The organism is Mesoterricola sp. JemC181 (genome assembly GCF_055384585.1).
In genome coordinates, this window is sequence record NZ_AP045076.1 from 2,548,075 (window position 1) to 2,565,521 (window position 17,447).

The following is a 17,447-nucleotide window of genomic DNA, read 5'->3' on the forward strand; positions in this document are numbered from 1 at the left end:
CGGGTGCGCACAACGTTCCTGTTTGCTTATAATTTGATGCAACGTCAGGTCGTGGTCGCCGTCACAATCCGGATGGCGGACGTGCGGGCGCATGGAATCAAAAAGCCGAATTATTTAACTATTTGGATCGAGCGGGCAGACGTCATAAAGTGAGCGGCCGAAGGAACGGAAGTCCCCTCCTGTCATCGACATGGAGCTGAAAAGCCCTAGGTTTGACCCATGGAGGTTCGATGAAGCACGTTGTCCTGGCCCTGGTCTCAGCCTCGGCCTTCCTCTTTTCCGCCGAGCCGCCTCCGCCCCCGACCCCGCTTCCCCAGGCCCCCATTTCGGTCGTCATGGCGAAGGAGGCCCCCGTCCCTCTCAAGCCCTACGCCGACGTGGTGCAGGGCGCCCGGGAGCAGCACGGCCTGTTCACGCTCTGGCGCAAGGACGAGAAGATCTGGATCGATCTGAAGCCCGATCAGCTGGGCCCCCTCTTCTTCCTGTCCTGGACCTTCCCCAGCGGCCTGGGCGAGCGGGGCATCTACGGCGGCATGATGGGCGACAGCCACCTGGTCTATTTCAAGCGCATCGGCAACACCCTCCAGCTGCTCGCGCGCAATGCCGCCTTCACCGCCCGGGCCGGCACGCCCATGGCGCACGCCGTGGCTGATGGCTTCTCCGACAGCCTGCTGGCCTCGGCCCCCGTGGTGTCGCTGCCCGATCCGCGGGGCAAGGGCTTCCTGGTGGAGGCCAACCTCCTTTTCCTGAAAGACCTTCCCATGGCCACCCTGGACCTGGAGGCCGCCTTCCGCCAGCCCTACGCCATGGACCTGCCCAACAGCTCCTTCGCCAGCGCCTCGGCTTCCCCCGACTATGCCTCCTTCCAGGTCAGCGCGCACTTCGCCATGGCCAGGCCGGTGATTTCCGCCGCGCCCCTGCCGGGCACCCTGGAGGACCTGCGCAGCCTGTTCCTGGGGTTCCGGTACACCCTCGCCAGGCTGCCCGGGGAACCCATGAAGGTCCGGGAGGCCGATGACCGGCTGGGGCATTTCGTGGCCACCGTCTGGGACTTCTCCCAGGACGACCGTCCGGATCCCCGGACCCGCCTGATCAACCGCTGGCGGCTGGAAAAGGCGGACCCGTCGAGTCCGCTCAGCCGCCCGAAGCAGCCCATCGTCTTCTGGCTGGACCGCAACATCCCCGAGAAGTACCGGGACACCGTGCGGGCCGGGATCCTGGAATGGAACAAGGCCTTCGAGCGCATCGGCTTCCAGGACGCCCTGGAAGTCCGCCAGCAGCCCGCGGACGCCGACCCGGACGCCCACGGCCTCCGGCACGCCTCCATCCGCTGGTTCCTGGGCGTGGACGCGGGCTTCGCCATCGGGCCCAGCCTCGTGGACCCGCGAACGGGCGAGATCCTCGAGGCCGACATCGCCGTGGGCGACGGCTTCGCCCGCAGCATCCGGGAGAGCTCGCGGGAGGAGGTGCCCCAGGGCGGCAGGGCCGCGTGCCGCTACCTGGCCGAGGGCCGGGACGAGCTGGCCTTCGGGGCCGACCTCCTGGAGGCGCGGGGCGGCATGGAGCCCGGGTCGCCCGGGGCGGACGCCTTCGTGCAGGCCTACCTCAAGAGCGTGGTCATGCACGAGGTGGGCCACACCCTGGGGCTCCGGCACAACTTCAGGGCCTCCATCGCCTACACGGAGGCGCAGCTGGCGGACAAGGCCTTCACCTCCGCCCACGGCATCGCGGGCTCGGTCATGGACTACACCCCCGTCAACCTGGCCCTGGACGGCCACCCCCAGGCCGACTACACGATGCCCACCCTGGGGCCCTACGACTTCTGGGCCATCGAATACGCCTACGCGGTCCTGCCCCCCGCCGAGGAGAAGGCGGACCTGGCCCGCATCGCGGCCCGGGGCGAGACCGACCCGCTCCTGGCCTACGCCACGGACGAGGAGGCCGGCTCGGGCAGCGCCGCCATGGACCCCGAGGTCAACCGCTTCGACCTGGGCCAGGACCCCCTGGCGTACCTCGGCAAGCGCATCGCCCTCAGCCACGAGCTCCTGGGCCGGCTCCAGGAGCGCACCTTCCAGCCCGGCGACAACTACAAGCAGCTCCGCCGCACCACCAGCCTTGCCCTGAACCAGATGGCCTCGGCCACCTTCAACGCCGCCAAGTATCTGGGCGGGGTGGTGTACCTGCGCGACCACGCGGGCTCCCCCCGGACGCCCCTGACGCCCGTGAGCGGCGCCCGGCAGCGGGCCGCGCTCAAGCTGATCACCGATTCCGTGTTCACCATGGACGCGCTGCGGCTGAGGCCGGACTTCGTCTCCCGGCTCACCCTGGACCCCTTCGACCGGGGCTACGGCCCCACCGGGAGCGTCCCGGACTTCTCGGTGTCGGCCCGGGCCCTCTCCATCCAGAAGGCGGTCCTCGCGCGGGTCCTCAACCCCTGGGCCATGGCCCGCATCCTGGACGCCCCCGAGAAGACCGCCGACAAGGACGTCTTCCGCCTTTCGGAACTCTTCGACGGCCTCCACGCCGCCATCTGGGAGGAGCTCCGCAAGGGCGTCGAGCCCACCGCCACCCGCCGGGGCCTCCAGAAGGAGCACCTGCGCCAGCTCATCACCCTGGTCCTGAAATCCGGCCCGGTCACCCCCGACGACGCCCGCGCCCTGGCGCGGGAGGAGCTCGCGGCCCTGCGCACGCAGCTTGCGGCCGCGGCCCGCAGGCAGGGCTTCTCGAGGGAGACCCGGGCGCACATCGCCGAATGCCGGGCCACCATCGACGAGACCCTCAAGGCCTCCATGGTGCGGGCCAGCACCTAGCTCCCCCCCCCGGGACCTTTTTCCGGCAGGGCGCCGGCGGCGTGGAATGGCTAGAATGGTCTTTTCACCTTGCCACCGAGCCCGCCTTGAGCCCCGACGTCCGCCGCCCCATCGATCGCCTGCTTCTCTTCTTCGCCCTGGCCCTCATGGCCGTGGGGATGGTCTGGGTCTTTTCCGCCTCCGCCTTCAAGAACCACAGCGCCGCCACCACCTTCCTGGTGAACCAGATGGTGGGCGGGTTCGTGGGCGTGGCCATCATGCTGGCCCTCACCCAGACCGACCTGGTCATGCTGCGGGACAACCCCCGGACGCTCCAGGTCCTCTACGTGGTGTTCCTGCTGCTGCTGGGGGCGGTGTTCTTCTTCCCGGCCATCAACCACGCCCACCGGTGGATCCGGTTCGGCCGGCTGAGCCTGCAGCCCTCGGAGCTGTTCAAGCCCATCTCCGTGCTCATCACCGCCTGGTGGATGATCCGGCACCGGGACCTGTGGGGCAGGGGGAGCCGGGAGTCCATCCCCAAGCTGGTGACCCTCTTCGCCATCCTCCTTGCGCCCCTGGCCCTGATCCTTCGCGAACCGGACTTCGGCACCACGTTCCTGATACTCTTCGTGGCCCTCCTGGTGACCTTCCTGGGCGGGGCGCAGCGGTGGATCTTCGCGGTGGCGGCCCCCGCGCTGGGCGCCGTGGGCTTCGCCTTCGTGTGGTTCGAGCCGTACCGGCGGGCCCGGGTGCTCAGCTTCCTCAACCCCGAGGCCGACCCGCTGGGCAAGGGCCACCAGGCCCTGCAGAGCCTGATCGCCGTGGGCAACGGCGGCATCACGGGCGTGGGACTGGGCGCCTCCATGCAGAAGCTGAACTACCTCCCCGAGGCGCACACGGACTTCATCTACGCCGTCATCGCCGAGGAGGCCGGGCTCATCGGCAGCATCCTCGTCCTGGCCCTGTTCGTGGGCATCCTCTGGCGCGGCTACCGGATCGCCCACCGGGTGCGGGACAGCTTCCTGAAGCTCTGCGCCATGGGTTTCACCCTCCTGCTGGTGGTGCAGGCCCTCATGAACCTCAGCGTGGTCCTCAGCCTCGCCCCCAACAAGGGGATCCCCCTGCCGTTCATCAGCTACGGCAGCTCGAGCCTCATCGCGAGCCTCGCGTCCCTGGGGCTGCTGCTGGCCATTTCCAAGGAAGCCAGCGAATGAGAAACGTGGTGATCGCCGGGGCCACGGGCCTCGTGGGGCGCGAGCTGGTGAGGCAGCTGGAAGCGCGCAGGGACGTGGACTTCACCGCCCTGGTGCGCCGCGCGGGCACCCTCAGGTCCCTGTCGGGCCGGGTGAAGGAGGTGGTCTTCGACTACCGCTCCCCGGCCGACCTGGAGCGCCTGGGAACCGAGATCCCCTGCGACCTCCTCCTCTGCGCCCTGGGAACCACGTTGAAGAAGGCGGGTTCCCCCGAGGCCTTCCGGGAAGTGGACCTGGGCTACCCCGCCGCCCTCATCACCCGCCTCGCCGCCCTGCAGCCCCGCCCCGCCTTCGCGCTGGTCTCCAGCGCCGGGGCCGGCCATCCCCGGGGCCTCTACCTGGAGACCAAGGCCGAGGCGGAGAGGGTGCTGGTGGCCAGCGGCCTCCCCTACCTCATCGTGCGTCCCTCCCTGCTCCTGGGCGAACGGGAGGAGTTCCGCCTGGCCGAGCGCCTGGGCGCATTCCTGCTGGCCAAACCCTACCTGGCGGCCGCCCGCTATCTGGCCCCCCGCTCAGCCCTCCTATGGCGTTACGCCCCCATCGAGGCCTCCCAGGTGGCCAAGGCCCTGCTCTGGATGAGCCTGGACAACCCTCACGCCACCGGCAGCCGCGTCCTGAGCGGCCTGGCCCTGCATCACCCCATCCTGGCCCCGTGAGATAGAGATAATTATTTCTGTCTTTATCCTTTTCGTTCCCGTTCATGTCCGGCAAATTCAGCGTTTAATTTGCCGGGGCTGAACGGGGATGAAAAAGGATAAAAACCCCCGGGGTAATCCTAGTTCAGCTTCTTGCCGATCTTGAGCACCGCGTCCGACAGGGTGATGCCCGACGCCGCGATGTTGCCCATGCTCAAGATGATCTGCGGCTTCCCCCCCTCTTCCACGATGGCGATGCCCCCGCCCGCAGCCAGCCACTCCAGCCTGCCGCAGATGACCAGCTTGCCGGCGGCCTTGAGGCTCTTCACCTCGGCTTCCGAGGATGCCCAGGCGACCTTGGACCCGGCGTCGTTGGCCATGCCCATCTTGGCCAGTTCGCCGGCCAGGGCGGCGTCCTTGCACGCCACCTTGCCGGCGGAACCCGCGCTGCTGGCGAGGATCTTGATGAACTTGGCCTGCTGGTCCGGGGCGAGGTCGCCCGCGGACAGGACCGCGAAGGCAAGCGCCATCGCAGCGAACGCCTTGATCCGGAAACCCATGGGCTGCCTCCTCGGAATTGGCCGAACCCAAGACTTATCGGCAGCCGGGGAGGAAAGGTAAGCTTCAGACTTTGAACCTCGAAACGAGGTTGTTGAGGTTCTCGGCCAGGTTGCTCAGTTCGTTGACGGTGCGGGTGGTCTCCCGGATCGTGGCGGCCATCTGCTCGGTGGCGGCGGCGTTCCCCTCGGCGATGCTGGACAGGCTGCCCATGGCGTTCACCACGGTGGAGCTGTCCTGGCTCTGGGTCTGGCTCTGGCTGCCGATGGTCTTCATGCGCTCGGCGCTGGCCTTGATGGACTCCTCGATGCTGCGCAGGGCGGAGCCGGCGGTGTTCACCATGGACGTGCCGTCGTCGATGCTCTTGCTGGAGGTCTGGATGAGGGCGGTGATCTCCTTGGCGGCCTGGGCGCTGCGCTCGGCCAGCTTGCGGACCTCCTCGGCCACCACGGCGAAGCCCTTGCCGTGCTCGCCGGCCTTGGCGGCCTCGATGGCGGCGTTCAGGCTCAGCAGGTTGGTCTGGTTGGCGATCTCGGTGATGACGTTGAGGATGTTGCCGATCTGCTTGGAGTTCTGGTTGATGACCTGCATGCCGCTGACGGCGGCGCCCACGGCGGTCCCGCCCTTGCCGGCGGCCTCCTGGGCCTGGTCGAACACGTTCAGGGCGTCCGAGACCGTGGAGAAGATGACCTTGGAGGAGTTGGCGATGGTGCCCACGCTGTCGTTGGCCTGGCGCACGCTGGACTTCTGGTTCTCGGCGGTGTGGGCGATGGCGTCGGCGGTGGAGGCCATCTCGGACATGCCGGCGGTCATCTGCAGCGAGCCCGAGGCGATGTTGGTGGAGATGGTGATCACCTGGTGGACGATGCCCTGGATGTTCTCCACGAACCGGTTGAAGTGCAGGGAGAGCTGGGCGATCTCGTCGGTGCCGACCACGTCGAGGCGGGCCGTGAGGTCCCCCTCGCCTTCGGAGATGTCGCGCATGCGGCTCTGGATGGTCTCAAGCGGCTTGACGATGGCGTTGCCCAGCACCTGGGACGCCACGTAGCCCAAGGCCACCATGAGCAGGCCCAGGACGAACATCATCCCCATGCTCTTCAGGTTCTCCTTGGAGATGTTGGTGTCGTTCATGACCAGCACCTGGTAGACCTTCTTGGCGGGGTCCTGGGCTTCGGCCCCGAGGGGGGAGGCGGTGATCATGAAGCCCCCCTTCTCGTACTTGAGGCCGCCCTTGCCCAGGGGCTCGCAGAGGACGGCCGTGTCGACCTTGGCGTCGGCGCGGTAGCGCTTCTGGAACTTCACGGCGACGGCCTTGGTGGCGGTGTCCACGGCCACCACGGCGGCGATGCTCACGTCCTGGTCGTCCTTGACGAACTCCAGGGCGCGCTCGGTGGCGCCCGTGGTGGTGCCCAGATCGTCGGAGAGGTAGGAGGAGGTGGTCGCCTCGGCCAGCACGGCGGAAAGGCTGTGGCCCTTGGACCAGATCCCCTCGGTCTGCGTCGAGGTCAGCTTCCATCCCGAAACGATGCCCGCGAAGATGCCGAGAAGCAGGGTGAGCGCGAGGATGGAATAGCTCAGCTTCTTCCTGATGCTCAGTGATTTCCAGAATTCCATCTCAGACTCCTAGCCAGGCGGGTTGGGAATGTGCAAAAGGTGTACTGAATCATAAATGGTCGAACGTAAATTATGACAACAAAGTTGGCTCAGCGCGTCCCAAAGAAGGCCGTCCCGATGCGGATCTGGTCGCTGCCGGCCCGGATGGCCTCTTCCAGGTCGCCGCTCATGCCCATGGAGAGCCTCAGCCTGCGGCCCACCTTCTCCTGCCAGCGGGCCCTCAGCTCGTCCAGGGCCCGGAAGGAGCCGGGGTCCTCGGGCGGAGGGATGGCCATGAAGCCCTGCACGGGCAGCCGGGGATCGTCCTCCAGCGCGGCGAATAGGGCTTCCAGGTCGCCCGCGCCGGCGCCGCCCACCTTGGTCGTCTCCCCCCAGAGATCCACCTGGAGCCAGATTCCGCGCACGACGTCCAGTTCCGCCGCCAGGTGGCGCAGGCGCAGGGCCAGGTCCGGGCGGTCCACGGTCATGATCTGCCGGAAATGCGCCAGTGCCGCCTTGGCCTTGTTGCGCTGCAGGGGGCCGATGAGGACGAAGTCCAGGTCCGGGGCCTCCGCGATCTTGGCCAGGGCCTCCTGGACGTAGTTCTCCCCGAAGCTCCCGAAGCCCAGGTCCGCGGCCTCCCGCACCAGGGCCATGGGCTGGCGCTTGGAGACCGGCAGGAGTTCCACCCCGCCGGGATCCCGGCCGCAGTCCTCGCACGCCCGCTGGATGCGGGATCGCAACCGGGCAACGCGGGCACCGAGTAGGCTCATCCCTTGAAGCTCACTGGAGTTGTGCGGGATCGTAGATGATTCGCTGGCAGGACTCGCAATAGAGGTTCTTCTCTTCCCGGAGCTGGGCCAGGAAGGGGGTTCTCAGGCGGGTGCGGCAGCCGCCGCAGGAACCCTTGTCGATGGGGACCACGGCGCGGCCCTGGCGCTGCTGGAGGAGCCGGTCGAACTTGACCAGCACGGCGGGGTCCACGGCCTCGGAGATCTCCGCCCGGCGCTTCTGGAGGCGGCGTTCACCCTCCACCTGGTTCTCGTGCTCGGAGAGGAAGACCGCCCGGAGCTCGTCGAACTGCTTCTGCGCCTCGGCCTGCCGGGTGCGCATCTCGCCCTCGGCCCGTTCCAGGGCCTCGATGCGGGTCTCCACGTCCTTCAGGGGGCGGGCGATGGCGGTCTTCTGCCGCTGGCGGTCGTCCAGCTCGCGGATGGCCAGGGTGAACTGCGCCTTCTGCTTCGTCTCCTTGACGGCGGCCTTGGACAGGTCCTCCTGCTTCTGGGCGGCGGCGAGGTTCGTGGTGAGGGTGGCCTGCTGGGTCCGGGAGGACGCCAGGGCCCTGCCGGTCTCCTCGAGCTTTTTCGCCAGCATCTTGAGTTCGGAATCCAGGGCGGCCAGGTCGGGCGGGAATGCGCTCAGGTCCCTTTGGATGACGTGCAGATTGTCATGCACGGTCTGGAGTTCGATCAGGAGGGAAAGCTGACTCATTCCTCTAGCCTACCCCCAAGCGGACCGTGGAGGCGGGGCAATCTCCTCCAAAGATCGAAATAAAATGATTAATAAAATATGAGCCAATTGGGCTCAAGCATGGAATGCCCCCCTTGACATCCATTTGGGGGCGGGCTAGATTAGCACTCGCTGATAGTAAGTGCTAACAGCCACCCCGGGGGACGCTCCCGGGTCCCTTTTCACACGGAGGCCATCATGGCAATCAAGCCCCTATACGATCGTGTCCTGCTCAAGCGCAGCGAGCCTGCCGAAACGGTCAAGGGAGGGATCATCATCCCCGACACCGCCAAGGAGAAGCCCATGGAAGCCGAGGTCGTGGCGGTGGGCGACGGCAAGTTCGCCGAGGACGGCAAGCGCATCCCCATGTCCGTCAAGGCCGGCAACAAGGTCCTGATCGGCAAGTACACCGGCACCGAAGTGAAGATCGAAGGCATCGACCACGTCATCGTTCGCGAAGACGAGATCCTCGCCATCGTCGGCTAGAAACGAATTCCGGAAACCCTTCAGGAGATAAACAATGTCCGCCAAATCCATCATCTACGCCGAAGAAGCCCGCCAGGCCATCCTGCGCGGGGTCAACAAGCTCGCCGACGCCGTGCAGGTCACCCTCGGCCCCAAAGGCCGCAACGTCCTGATCGAGAAGAAGTTCGGTTCCCCCCTCATGACCAAGGACGGCGTCACCGTCGCCAAGGAGATCGAGCTCAAGGACAAGCACGAGAACATGGGCGCCCAGCTGGTCCGTGAAGTGGCCTCCAAGACCTCCGACATCGCCGGCGACGGCACCACCACCGCCACCGTGCTGGCCCGCGCCATCTACAAGGAAGGCATCAAGGCCGTCGTGAGCGGCGCCAACACCATGGAGATCAAGAAGGGCATCGATCTCGCCGTGGATTGCGTCGTCGCCGCCATCGACGAGATCAAGAAGCCCGTCGAGGGCAACGCCATCGCCCAGGTGGGCGCCATTTCCGCCAACGGCGACCAGGAGATCGGCAAGATCATCGCCGACGCCATGGCCAAGGTCGGCAAGGACGGCGTCATCACCGTGGAAGAGGCCAAGGGCCGCGACACCGAGCTCACCGTCGTCGAGGGCATGCAGTTCGACCGCGGCTACCTCAGCCCCTACTTCGTCACCAACCCCGACCAGATGAAGGTCGAGCTGGAGAGCCCCCTCGTCCTGATCTACGAGAAGAAGATCTCCAACATGCGCGACCTCCTGCCCCTCCTGGAGCAGGTCGTCAACAGCCGCCGCCCCCTGCTGATCATCGCCGAGGACGTGGACGGCGAGGCCCTGGCCACCCTGGTGGTCAACAAGATCCGCGGCACCCTCAACATCGCCGCCGTCAAGGCCCCCGGCTTCGGGGACCGCCGCAAGGCCATGCTCGAGGACATCGCCATCCTCACCGGCGGCAAGGCCGTCACCGAGGATCTCGGCCTCAAGCTCGAGAACCTGAAGATCGAGGATCTCGGCACCGCCAAGAAGATCGTCATCGACAAGGAGAACACCACCATCATCGAGGGCGCCGGCGAGCCCAGCGCCATCCAGGGCCGCGTCAAGCAGATCCGCTCGCAGGTGGAGATCTCCACCAGCGACTACGACAAGGAGAAGCTGCAGGAGCGCCTGGCCAAGCTCGTGGGCGGCGTCGCCGTCATCAAGGTGGGCGCGGCTTCCGAAACCGAGATGAAGGAGAAGAAGGCCCGCGTCGAGGACGCCATGCACGCCACCAAGGCCGCCGTCGAGGACGGCATCGTGGCCGGCGGCGGCGTCGCGCTGCTCCGCTCCCTGGTCAAGCTCGCCACCCTGAAGCTCACCGGCGACCAGGCCACGGGCGTGGAGATCGTCAAGAAGTCCCTGGAGGAGCCCCTCCGCCAGATCGCCAACAACGCCGGCGTGGAAGGCAGCGTCATCGTCAACCGCGTCAAGGAGGAGAAGGGCAACTTCGGCTTCAACGCCGCCACCGGCGAGTTCGGCGACATGGTGGCCTTCGGCGTCATCGACCCCGCCAAGGTGACCAAGAGCGCCCTGCGCAACGCCGCCTCCGTGGCGTCCATGATGCTCACCACCGAAGCCATCGTCTGCGACCTGCCCGAGGACAAGAAGAATCCTCCCATGGGCGGCCCCGGCGGCATGGGCGGCGGCATGGAAGACATGTACTAGCCACGGCCTTAAGGGCAAAAGGGGAAGGGGCCTTTCGGGGCCCCTTTCTTTTTGCCGGGGAGCGAACCTGTCCGCCCTTGCGCGCATCCTCTCGGCATGGCGTTAGGCCGTCCTTATCCCTGTCCACCCCCGTCCATCCCCGGCAAAACCAAACGAAAAATTAGCCGGGAAAGAGGATGAAAAAAGGTTTCCCTGTCCCCAAGGTGGAGCGTGCGAATTTCAAGATCCTGGATCCTTCCTTCCCTGCTGATCGGAGCGGGCGCCGTCGCGGGTGCGCAGGACACGCTGGCCAGCGGTGCGAGCCTCGCCAAGGGGCAGTCTCTCACCTCCCGCAACGGGGCGTATCGCCTGGACGTGCGGGACGACGGCAAGGTGGCGGTGTACCGCCTGGCTCCGGCCGCGGTCCTGCAGTGGGAGTCGCCCGGGGAGGGCTTCGAGGGCGCGGGCGCCCTAACGATGCGGGAGGACGGCAATCTGGTGCTCACGGACGCCGACGGCGCCACCCGTTGGCACACCGCTACGGCGGGGCCCCTTGCACGCCTGGTTCTGGAGGACGATGGCGCCCTTTGCATCCGGAGCGGCACCGGCAGCCTCTGGATGGCCGGCGCCGTGACGGTGCGGATCGTCCTGCCCTTGGCTGAGCTGCGCAAGGCCATCCAGGATGAGGACGCCGTCCGGGGGACCTGCGTCATCCTATGACAGGCAGAAGCGGCCTCCTTCCTCCTTGAGTCGACAGACCCAAGATGTCCGAAGTCCACTGCCGCCGACCTGTTGCCCGATGAACCCGGCAAACGCCATCGAAGGGTCCCTCGCCGAGGAATAGAAGAAGATCTTTTCTCGGCGGACCTCGGCCCCTCGGCGCCTCGGCGAGAGGCTTTTCGTCTCAACCTGCCTGGATGATGGGGGTCAGGACGGCCTCCCACGACCAGCCCCAGCCTCCCTTCCAGGCACAAGCCAAAGCATGGATGGGCCTGCGCCTCCCCCAATCCCGTGAAGAACCGATTTCAAGGCAATTGCCGGATTCTGCCAGGACCCAGGGCTGGAGTTCAACCGGCGAAGGTTTCCCTCACATGGTGATACCCTCTTGGGTAATCGATCCAGCTCAAGGCGAATCATCCCTTCCAACGGCCAGCCATACGGATGGCCTCCTTCTCCCGGTCTTCGTGGGGCGAATCATGGACAACGATATTACCCGCTGGGTGGTCATCGCTCTCCTCAACATTCCTTTGTACCTCGGACTTGGATGGGTGATCTTTCGAAGCTGGAGCGGCTTTTGGGAATGTGTCCGTTTCTACTTCACGCCAGATTGGTTCTCCATGATTCGAGGCGAGCTCATGGAAGACTGGTGGGGAACGCTGAAGATCTTTGTCTTCGTGGCGCTATGCGTCGGCGCTGTGTGCGGCGAGCACGAATTCTTCTTCGGTTGCAGGCCCAAGCCCCCCCAGCCATCCCCAGCGATAAGCGCCTTGAATTTCAGCTCCATCATTCAATGTCCGTCTGAGAGGGTGCCTGCTGATCAGCCGGGGTCAAGCTCCGCCGAACCGCCTCGCGAGTTCCTCCACCGCCTCCGGATCGGCCTCCGCCTTGAAGTTGAAGAACACCTCCGAGGTGACCTGGGGCGCCGGAACCCCGCACAGCGCCAGGGCGGCCTTCACCTCCGCGAGCATGGCCCCGTTGCCCACCAGGTGGAAATGGCAGGCCCGGGGGTCCCTTACCAGGGCCGCCGCGCTTGTGCCGACGCGGCCCCGCAGGCCGGTCCACCCGGGTCCGGGCTGCGTGAGCGTAGGGTGCCAGGCGAACCCGGGGTGCGCGGCCTGGAGCGCGTCGAGCTCCGGCGCCAGGCAGATGTCCTCCTCCTCCCGGTAGCCGGCGACGAGCGTGATGGGGCGGTCGAACCCCGCGGCCAGGGCACGTTCGGCGAAACCCCACAGGGGGCCGATGCCCGAGCCGGTTGAAAGGCCGACCAGGGCCAGGGCCTCCGGGGCGATCATGTCCGCGATGGGCTCGTGGTGCAGGCCGCTGATCTCGACTTCCGTGCCGGGGGCCGCCGTGCCCAGGGACGGGGTCAGGCGTCCACCCTTGACCACCCGGAACAGCAGGCCCACCCTGCGCGCGGCGGGGTCCGTCCGGGAGAGGGTATAGGGGTGGCGGTGGCCCTCGTGGCGCAGGACCACCACATGGCCGGGCTCGAAGGGGAAGGGCAGGGCGTCGGCCACCTCCAGGTGGAGCAGGTGGAAGCCCCGGCCCACCTCCCTGTTGTCCGTGACCGTCGCGGTCCGCCAGGCCTGGGTCCAGTCATCCGTCATCGCGAAATCTCCACCCCGAGCCTACCGGGAACCTGTCGGTGGGCAATGACATAAATCAATCATGAACTCTCCGCGCCCCGCCGGAACCCTTGTCCTGACCTGCGTTCTCCTGGTCCTGGCCGCCTGCCGGGGAGGGGGGTCCAAGGCCCCCGCCGACCCGCCCGCGGCCCCGGTCATCCTCCGGTTCGAGGCCGATCCCAATCCGGTGGAAGCCGGCAGCCCGGTGACGTTGCGGGCCGAGTTCACCGGGGGAAAGGGCGCCCTGGACCCGGGCCTGGGGGCCATCGCCAGCGGCCAGGCCCTGGCCTTCGTGCCCTTGGGCGACACCTCCGTCGTCCTCACGGTCACGTCACCTTCGGGCCAGGTCCGCTCCGAGGCCGTGAAGGTCCAGGTGAAACCGTCTCCGGACTTCGAGGACCCGGCCAGCTTCACCGTCCCGCCCTGCCTCCAACTGGGGGAGGCCCCGGACCGCCCGGACCGGCTCGGCCTCATGTGGCACGCGCCGGCGGACGACACCGGGACCTGGGCCGTGGAGGTGCGCACCACCGGGACGTGGGTCCGCATGGCCGACCCGGCCTCCACCTTGGTGGACATCCCGGGCACCCAGGTGCCCGCCCAGCGGGCCTGGACCGCCGTCCTGAAGCCCCTCGAGCCGGGGGGGACCTTCGACTACCGGGTCCTCCGGGACGGTCGTCGGGTCTTCCAGGTGAACGGGGCCCGGGCCCGGATGGCCCCGGGCCAGCGCCAGCGGGTGGTGATCGCCGGCGACCTGGTGGAACCCGGCAACCCCGCGTCCCGCTCCATCGCCGAGGGGATCGCGGCCCAGAAGCCCGACCTCATGCTGGCGGTGGGGGATCTCTCCTACCCGCACGGCACCTACCAGGAGTACCGGGCGCACTTCTACCCCACCTACAACGGAGGCCCGGCCCCCTTCATGCGCTCCCGGCTCATGGTGGGCATCCTGGGCAACCACGACGTGGCCCACGTGGACCGCGGAGCGCCCCCGCCGCTGGGGAGCCTGGCCTACTACTACTGCTGGGACCAGCCCCTCAACGGCCCCGGCCTCCTGCAGGGGGGCCACGTGGCCAACCTGAGCCCGGCCCAGGCCTGGGCCCCGTTCCGGCAGGCCGCCGGCGCCCGCTACCCGGCCATGGGCAACTTCTGGTTCGATTCCGGCGATGCGCGCTTCGTGGTGCTGGACTCCAACCGCTACATGCACTGGGACGACCCGGCCCTGCGGCACTGGGTGGAAACGGCCCTGGACGGCGCCCCCGCGGGCTTCTGGCGCATCGTCCTCTACCACCACCCCGGGTTCAACCAATCCAGCTTCAAACATACTAATGATTGGCATATGGCCCAGCTGTGGCCGGTCCTCCAGCGGCACCGGGTGGACCTGGTCGTCAACGGCCACCTCCACGCCTACGCCCGCACCCGCCCCTTCACCCTCGCCCCGGGCGGCGTCGACGAGGCCCACGTCCTCCCGGACCTGGCCTACGACGGCGCCGCCACGACGAAGGCCGCCGGCCCCATCCAGATCATCACGGGCGCCGGGGGCGGAATCAGCCACGCCAACCGCTTCCGGGTCCCCGCGAAGGGGCCCAAACCCTTCCACCAGGCCCTGATCGCCGACCGGCACTCCTTTTCGGTCCTGGACCTCGACCGGGACCGGCTCCGATTCAGGCAGATGTACGGGGCCGGGGCCGTCCTCGACCAGTTCACCCTCACGCGCTGACACCCGGTAGAATGTCCATTTGCGGTGGGCGATGAAGTACCTGATCCAGACCTGGGGATGCCAGATGAACGACCACGACAGCGAGAAGCTGGCGGGTCTGATGGAAAAAGAAGGTTTCGAGGCCGCCGCGGGGGTGGAGGACGCCGATGTGGTGCTCCTCAACACCTGCTCCATCCGGGAAAAGGCCGTGAACAAGGTCTACACGGAGCTGGGGCGCCTGCGGGACGAGAAGAGGCGCAGGCCCCTCCTGGTGGGGGTCACGGGCTGCCTGGCCCAGCAGGAGAAGGCCGGGCTCTTCCGGAGGGCCCCCCAGATCGACTTCGTGCTGGGCACCATGGCCATCCAGCAGCTGCCGCGGCTGGTGGAGGAGGCCCGGGCCGGCAGGGCCCGCGTCATCGACACCGGGGACTACCCCGACAACCACCTGTTCCCCCCGGAGACCACCCTGCGCCACAGCACCGCCAAGGCCCTGGTGACCATCATCGAGGGCTGCAACCACGCCTGCACCTACTGCATCGTTCCCACCACCCGCGGCGTGGAGCGCCACCGGCCCTGGAAGGACGTCGTCGCCGAGGTGGAGGACCTGGCGGCCATGGGCTTCCGGGAAGTGGAGCTGCTGGGGCAGAACGTGAACAGCTACATGGGCGGCTGCACCTTCGCGCAGCTCCTGGACCGCGTGGCGGAGGTGGACGGGCTGGAGTGGATCCGGTTCACCACCAGCCATCCCATGAACTTCACCGAGGAACTGGCCCGCACCCTGGTGTCCAACCCCAAGGTCGCGCCCTTCCTGCACCTGCCGGTGCAGAGCGGCAGCGACGCGGTGCTCCGGCGCATGCGCCGGGAGTACACGGTGGACCAGTACCTCGAGCGCCTGGCCTATCTGGGGAATGCCCGGGAGCGCATCAACCTCTCCACGGACTTCATCGTCGGCTTCCCCGGGGAGACCGAGGAGGACTTCGAGGGCACCCTGGCCCTGCTGGAGCGGGTCCGGTACGACATGTCCTTCAGCTTCGTGTACTCCCCCCGCCCCGGAACCCCGGCGCTCAAGCTCGCGGACGACCTGCCCCACGCCGAGAAGTCCCGGCGCCTCACGCGCCTCCAGGCTCGCCAGACCGAACTGACCCTGGAGAGCAACCGGAGGATGGTGGGGCGTTCCCTCAAGGCCCGGGTGGAGAGCAAGGGCGCCCTGGACGGAGGCCACTGGCTGGCCCGCACCGGGGAATGGAAGAACGTCCACCTGGCCGTACCGGAAGGCCGCCGGCTCCCCTTCGGGGAACTGGTGGACATCCGCGTCACCGGGGCCGGCCCCCATTTTCTTCGTGCTGAGCTACCCTAGCGTTACTGGGTATACTCGGATCGGAGAAAATCCATGGCAGCCTCGGCGGTACCCACTCCTACCTTGCGTCGGTTACCGAAGTATTACCATTATTTGAAGCGCATCCACGGCGAGGGCCAGGAGATCATCTCCGCCACGCAGATGGCCGAGGATCTGGGCATCCACCACACCCAGGTGCGCAAGGACCTGGCCGCCACCGGCAGCCAGGGCAAGCCCAAGGTCGGCCACCGCGTCGCCGATCTGCTGGCCTCCATCGAGACCTTCCTGAACTGGAACTCGGCCTCCGACGCCTGCCTCGTGGGGGCGGGCAACCTCGGCTCGGCCCTGCTGGGCTATCCCGGCTTCGACAAGGCCGGCATCCGCATCACCGCCGCCTTCGACGCCCACCCCTCCAAGATCGGCAAGAAGATCCACGGCGTGCCCGTGTACCCCGTGGACAAGCTGGAGGAGGTGATCCGGCGCCTCCACATCACCATCGGCATCCTCACCATCCCCGCCGACCGCGCCCAGCACCTGGCCGAGGTGATGGTGCAGAGCGGCATCCGGGCCATGTGGAACTTCGCCCCCATCACCCTGGACGTGCCCGACGACATCATCGTGGAGAACGTGGAGCTGTACGCCAGCCTCGCGATCTTCAGCAGGAAGCTGTCGGAGCGGAGCCGGACCAAACCCTAGAGCAGGTCCGCCAAGGCCTCCTCCACCTTTTCGAACCTGAACGTGAACCCGAGTTCCAGGGCCTTCCTGGGATAGACGAAGGATCCTTCCAGGAGCATCTCGCGCCCCATCTCCCCGAACAGGAGGTCCAGGGCCGTGCGGGTCACGAAGCCGGGGATGGGCAGCATGGGCCGGCGGAGGCGGCGGGCCAGGGCGCGGGTGAAGGTCTCGTTGGTGACGGGGCGGGGGGAGGTTGCGTTCAGGGCCCCGGAGAAGGCGGGGTTCTCCGCGGCCTCCCGGACCAGGCGCACCAGGTCGTCGATGTGGATCCAGCTCAGGCCCTGCTGGCCGTGGCCGAGCCTGGCGCCCTGGAACATGCGGACGGGAAAGGCCATCTTCGGCAGGGCGCCGCCGTCCCGGGCCAGGACGACGCCCAGCCTCAGCTTCACCACCCGGATGCCCAGCGGAGTGGCCGCGTCCGCCGCGGCCTCCCATTGGCGGCAGACCTTGGCCAGGAAGCCCTTCCCGGGTCCGCGCCCCTCCTCCACGGGGCGCCCGTCCATGGGGCCGTAGAACCCAACCGCGCTGGCGTTCACCAAGGCCCGGGGCGGGGAGGGCAGGGCGCCCATGGCCGCCACGAGGCGGTTCGTGGACTCCACCCGGCTGCGGAGGATGGCGTCCTTGCGGGAGGGGGTCCAACGCTTGTCGGCGATGCCCTCCCCGGCGAGATTCACGACGGCGTCGGCCCCCTCCAGGGCCCGGGGCAGGTCGTCCCACGAGAAAGGAGAGCCCGGCCTCCGGCTCAGCACCCGCACCTCCACCCCGTCCCGGGAGAGGGAATCCGCCAGGTGCCTGCCCACCAGTCCCGTGCCGCCGGCCAGGACCACGATCTTCAGCTCCGCCATCGCTGTTCCTCCATCAAGG

The 17,447-nt window shown here is 67.6% G+C and carries 15 protein-coding genes; 9 read left to right on the plus strand and 6 right to left on the minus strand.

The window, feature by feature from the left end; translation table 11 throughout:
• The first annotated feature begins 230 nt into the window (after window positions 1-230).
• From ACZ5MC_RS11205 to ACZ5MC_RS11215, 3 genes are all read left to right on the plus strand, one after another.
• Window positions 231-2,810 (plus strand): zinc-dependent metalloprotease, encoded by a 2,580-nt coding sequence (locus tag ACZ5MC_RS11205; RefSeq protein WP_464517753.1) that lies wholly within the window; start codon window positions 231-233, stop codon window positions 2,808-2,810.
• An 86-nt stretch (window positions 2,811-2,896) separates the two neighbouring features.
• A complete protein-coding gene (ftsW, locus tag ACZ5MC_RS11210; protein WP_306600507.1) occupies window positions 2,897-4,003 on the plus strand; it encodes a putative lipid II flippase FtsW in 1,107 nt (368 codons plus the stop codon).
• Window positions 4,000-4,698, plus strand: coding sequence for an NAD(P)H-binding protein (locus tag ACZ5MC_RS11215; protein WP_464517754.1), 699 nt, complete (start codon window positions 4,000-4,002; stop codon window positions 4,696-4,698). The genes ftsW and ACZ5MC_RS11215 overlap by 4 nt, the downstream gene beginning before the upstream one ends.
• 119 nt (window positions 4,699-4,817) lie before the next feature.
• Here ACZ5MC_RS11215 and ACZ5MC_RS11220 read toward each other — a convergent pair whose 3' ends face one another.
• The 4 genes from ACZ5MC_RS11220 to ACZ5MC_RS11235 form a co-directional block, all read right to left on the minus strand.
• The gene (locus tag ACZ5MC_RS11220; protein WP_306600509.1) at window positions 4,818-5,237 is read right to left on the minus strand and encodes a YfiR family protein; all 420 of its coding nucleotides are present in this window, start codon (window positions 5,235-5,237) and stop codon (window positions 4,818-4,820) included.
• A gap of 64 nt (window positions 5,238-5,301) precedes the next feature.
• Window positions 5,302-6,849: a methyl-accepting chemotaxis protein gene (locus ACZ5MC_RS11225; RefSeq protein ID WP_306600510.1), complete on the minus strand. Its 1,548-nt coding sequence runs from the start codon at window positions 6,847-6,849 to the stop codon at window positions 5,302-5,304.
• Between the two features lie 89 nt (window positions 6,850-6,938).
• On the minus strand, window positions 6,939-7,601 hold the full coding sequence (locus tag ACZ5MC_RS11230) for a YggS family pyridoxal phosphate-dependent enzyme (RefSeq protein ID WP_306600511.1): 663 nt from the start codon (window positions 7,599-7,601) through the stop codon (window positions 6,939-6,941).
• Between the two features lie 10 nt (window positions 7,602-7,611).
• Window positions 7,612-8,319, minus strand: a complete 708-nt coding sequence (locus ACZ5MC_RS11235; protein WP_306600512.1) for a zinc ribbon domain-containing protein — start codon at window positions 8,317-8,319, stop codon at window positions 7,612-7,614.
• 216 nt (window positions 8,320-8,535) lie between these two features.
• On the opposite strand from ACZ5MC_RS11235, the gene ACZ5MC_RS11240 reads away from it, so the two are divergent.
• The 3 genes from ACZ5MC_RS11240 (at window position 8,536) to ACZ5MC_RS11250 (ending at window position 11,194) form a co-directional block, all read left to right on the plus strand.
• Complete coding sequence (locus ACZ5MC_RS11240) at window positions 8,536-8,823, plus strand: co-chaperone GroES (RefSeq protein WP_306600513.1); 288 nt, start codon at window positions 8,536-8,538, stop codon at window positions 8,821-8,823.
• Between the two features lie 34 nt (window positions 8,824-8,857).
• Complete coding sequence (gene groL, locus ACZ5MC_RS11245; RefSeq protein WP_306600514.1) at window positions 8,858-10,495, plus strand: chaperonin GroEL; 1,638 nt, start codon at window positions 8,858-8,860, stop codon at window positions 10,493-10,495.
• 210 nt (window positions 10,496-10,705) lie between these two features.
• Window positions 10,706-11,194 (plus strand): hypothetical protein, encoded by a 489-nt coding sequence (locus ACZ5MC_RS11250; protein WP_464517755.1) that lies wholly within the window; start codon window positions 10,706-10,708, stop codon window positions 11,192-11,194.
• Between the two features lie 827 nt (window positions 11,195-12,021).
• Here ACZ5MC_RS11250 and ACZ5MC_RS11255 read toward each other — a convergent pair.
• Entirely contained in the window at window positions 12,022-12,801 is a 780-nt protein-coding gene (locus ACZ5MC_RS11255; protein WP_306600516.1) for a ferredoxin--NADP reductase, read from the minus strand.
• Between the two features lie 61 nt (window positions 12,802-12,862).
• Between ACZ5MC_RS11255 and ACZ5MC_RS11260 the strand changes: the two genes are divergently transcribed.
• The 3 genes from ACZ5MC_RS11260 to ACZ5MC_RS11270 are packed head-to-tail and all read left to right on the plus strand — an operon-like array spanning window position 12,863 to window position 16,544.
• Window positions 12,863-14,533 carry a metallophosphoesterase family protein gene (locus tag ACZ5MC_RS11260; protein ID WP_464517756.1) on the plus strand — a complete coding sequence of 557 codons (1,671 nt, stop codon included), beginning with the start codon at window positions 12,863-12,865 and terminating at the stop codon, window positions 14,531-14,533.
• 31 nt (window positions 14,534-14,564) lie between these two features.
• A complete protein-coding gene (miaB, locus tag ACZ5MC_RS11265) occupies window positions 14,565-15,869 on the plus strand; it encodes a tRNA (N6-isopentenyl adenosine(37)-C2)-methylthiotransferase MiaB (RefSeq protein WP_306600518.1) in 1,305 nt (434 codons plus the stop codon).
• 33 nt (window positions 15,870-15,902) lie between these two features.
• Complete coding sequence (locus ACZ5MC_RS11270; protein WP_306600519.1) at window positions 15,903-16,544, plus strand: redox-sensing transcriptional repressor Rex; 642 nt, start codon at window positions 15,903-15,905, stop codon at window positions 16,542-16,544.
• On the opposite strand, the gene ACZ5MC_RS11275 is transcribed toward ACZ5MC_RS11270, so the two are convergent.
• Window positions 16,541-17,428, minus strand: a complete 888-nt coding sequence (locus tag ACZ5MC_RS11275) for a TIGR01777 family oxidoreductase (protein ID WP_306600520.1) — start codon at window positions 17,426-17,428, stop codon at window positions 16,541-16,543. The two genes, ACZ5MC_RS11270 and ACZ5MC_RS11275, sit on opposite strands and share 4 nt — an antisense overlap.
• Window positions 17,429-17,447: the final 19 nt, after the last annotated feature.

Bases quoted from the DNA above. Each gene is read 5' to 3' on its own strand.
- ACZ5MC_RS11205 (WP_464517753.1), top strand. From the start codon at position 231: ATGAAGCACGTTGTCCTGGCCCTGGTCTCAGCCTCGGCCTTCCTCTTT.
- ACZ5MC_RS11215 (WP_464517754.1), top strand. From the start codon at position 4,000: ATGAGAAACGTGGTGATCGCCGGGGCCACGGGCCTCGTGGGGCGCGAG.
- ACZ5MC_RS11220 (WP_306600509.1), bottom strand. From the start codon at position 5,237: ATGGGTTTCCGGATCAAGGCGTTCGCTGCGATGGCGCTTGCCTTCGCG.
- ACZ5MC_RS11225 (WP_306600510.1), bottom strand. From the start codon at position 6,849: ATGGAATTCTGGAAATCACTGAGCATCAGGAAGAAGCTGAGCTATTCC.
- ACZ5MC_RS11230 (WP_306600511.1), bottom strand. From the start codon at position 7,601: ATGAGCCTACTCGGTGCCCGCGTTGCCCGGTTGCGATCCCGCATCCAG.
- ACZ5MC_RS11235 (WP_306600512.1), bottom strand. From the start codon at position 8,319: ATGAGTCAGCTTTCCCTCCTGATCGAACTCCAGACCGTGCATGACAAT.
- ACZ5MC_RS11240 (WP_306600513.1), top strand. From the start codon at position 8,536: ATGGCAATCAAGCCCCTATACGATCGTGTCCTGCTCAAGCGCAGCGAG.
- groL (WP_306600514.1), top strand. From the start codon at position 8,858: ATGTCCGCCAAATCCATCATCTACGCCGAAGAAGCCCGCCAGGCCATC.
- ACZ5MC_RS11255 (WP_306600516.1), bottom strand. From the start codon at position 12,801: ATGACGGATGACTGGACCCAGGCCTGGCGGACCGCGACGGTCACGGAC.
- ACZ5MC_RS11260 (WP_464517756.1), top strand. From the start codon at position 12,863: ATGAACTCTCCGCGCCCCGCCGGAACCCTTGTCCTGACCTGCGTTCTC.
- miaB (WP_306600518.1), top strand. From the start codon at position 14,565: ATGAAGTACCTGATCCAGACCTGGGGATGCCAGATGAACGACCACGAC.
- ACZ5MC_RS11270 (WP_306600519.1), top strand. From the start codon at position 15,903: ATGGCAGCCTCGGCGGTACCCACTCCTACCTTGCGTCGGTTACCGAAG.
- ACZ5MC_RS11275 (WP_306600520.1), bottom strand. From the start codon at position 17,428: ATGGCGGAGCTGAAGATCGTGGTCCTGGCCGGCGGCACGGGACTGGTG.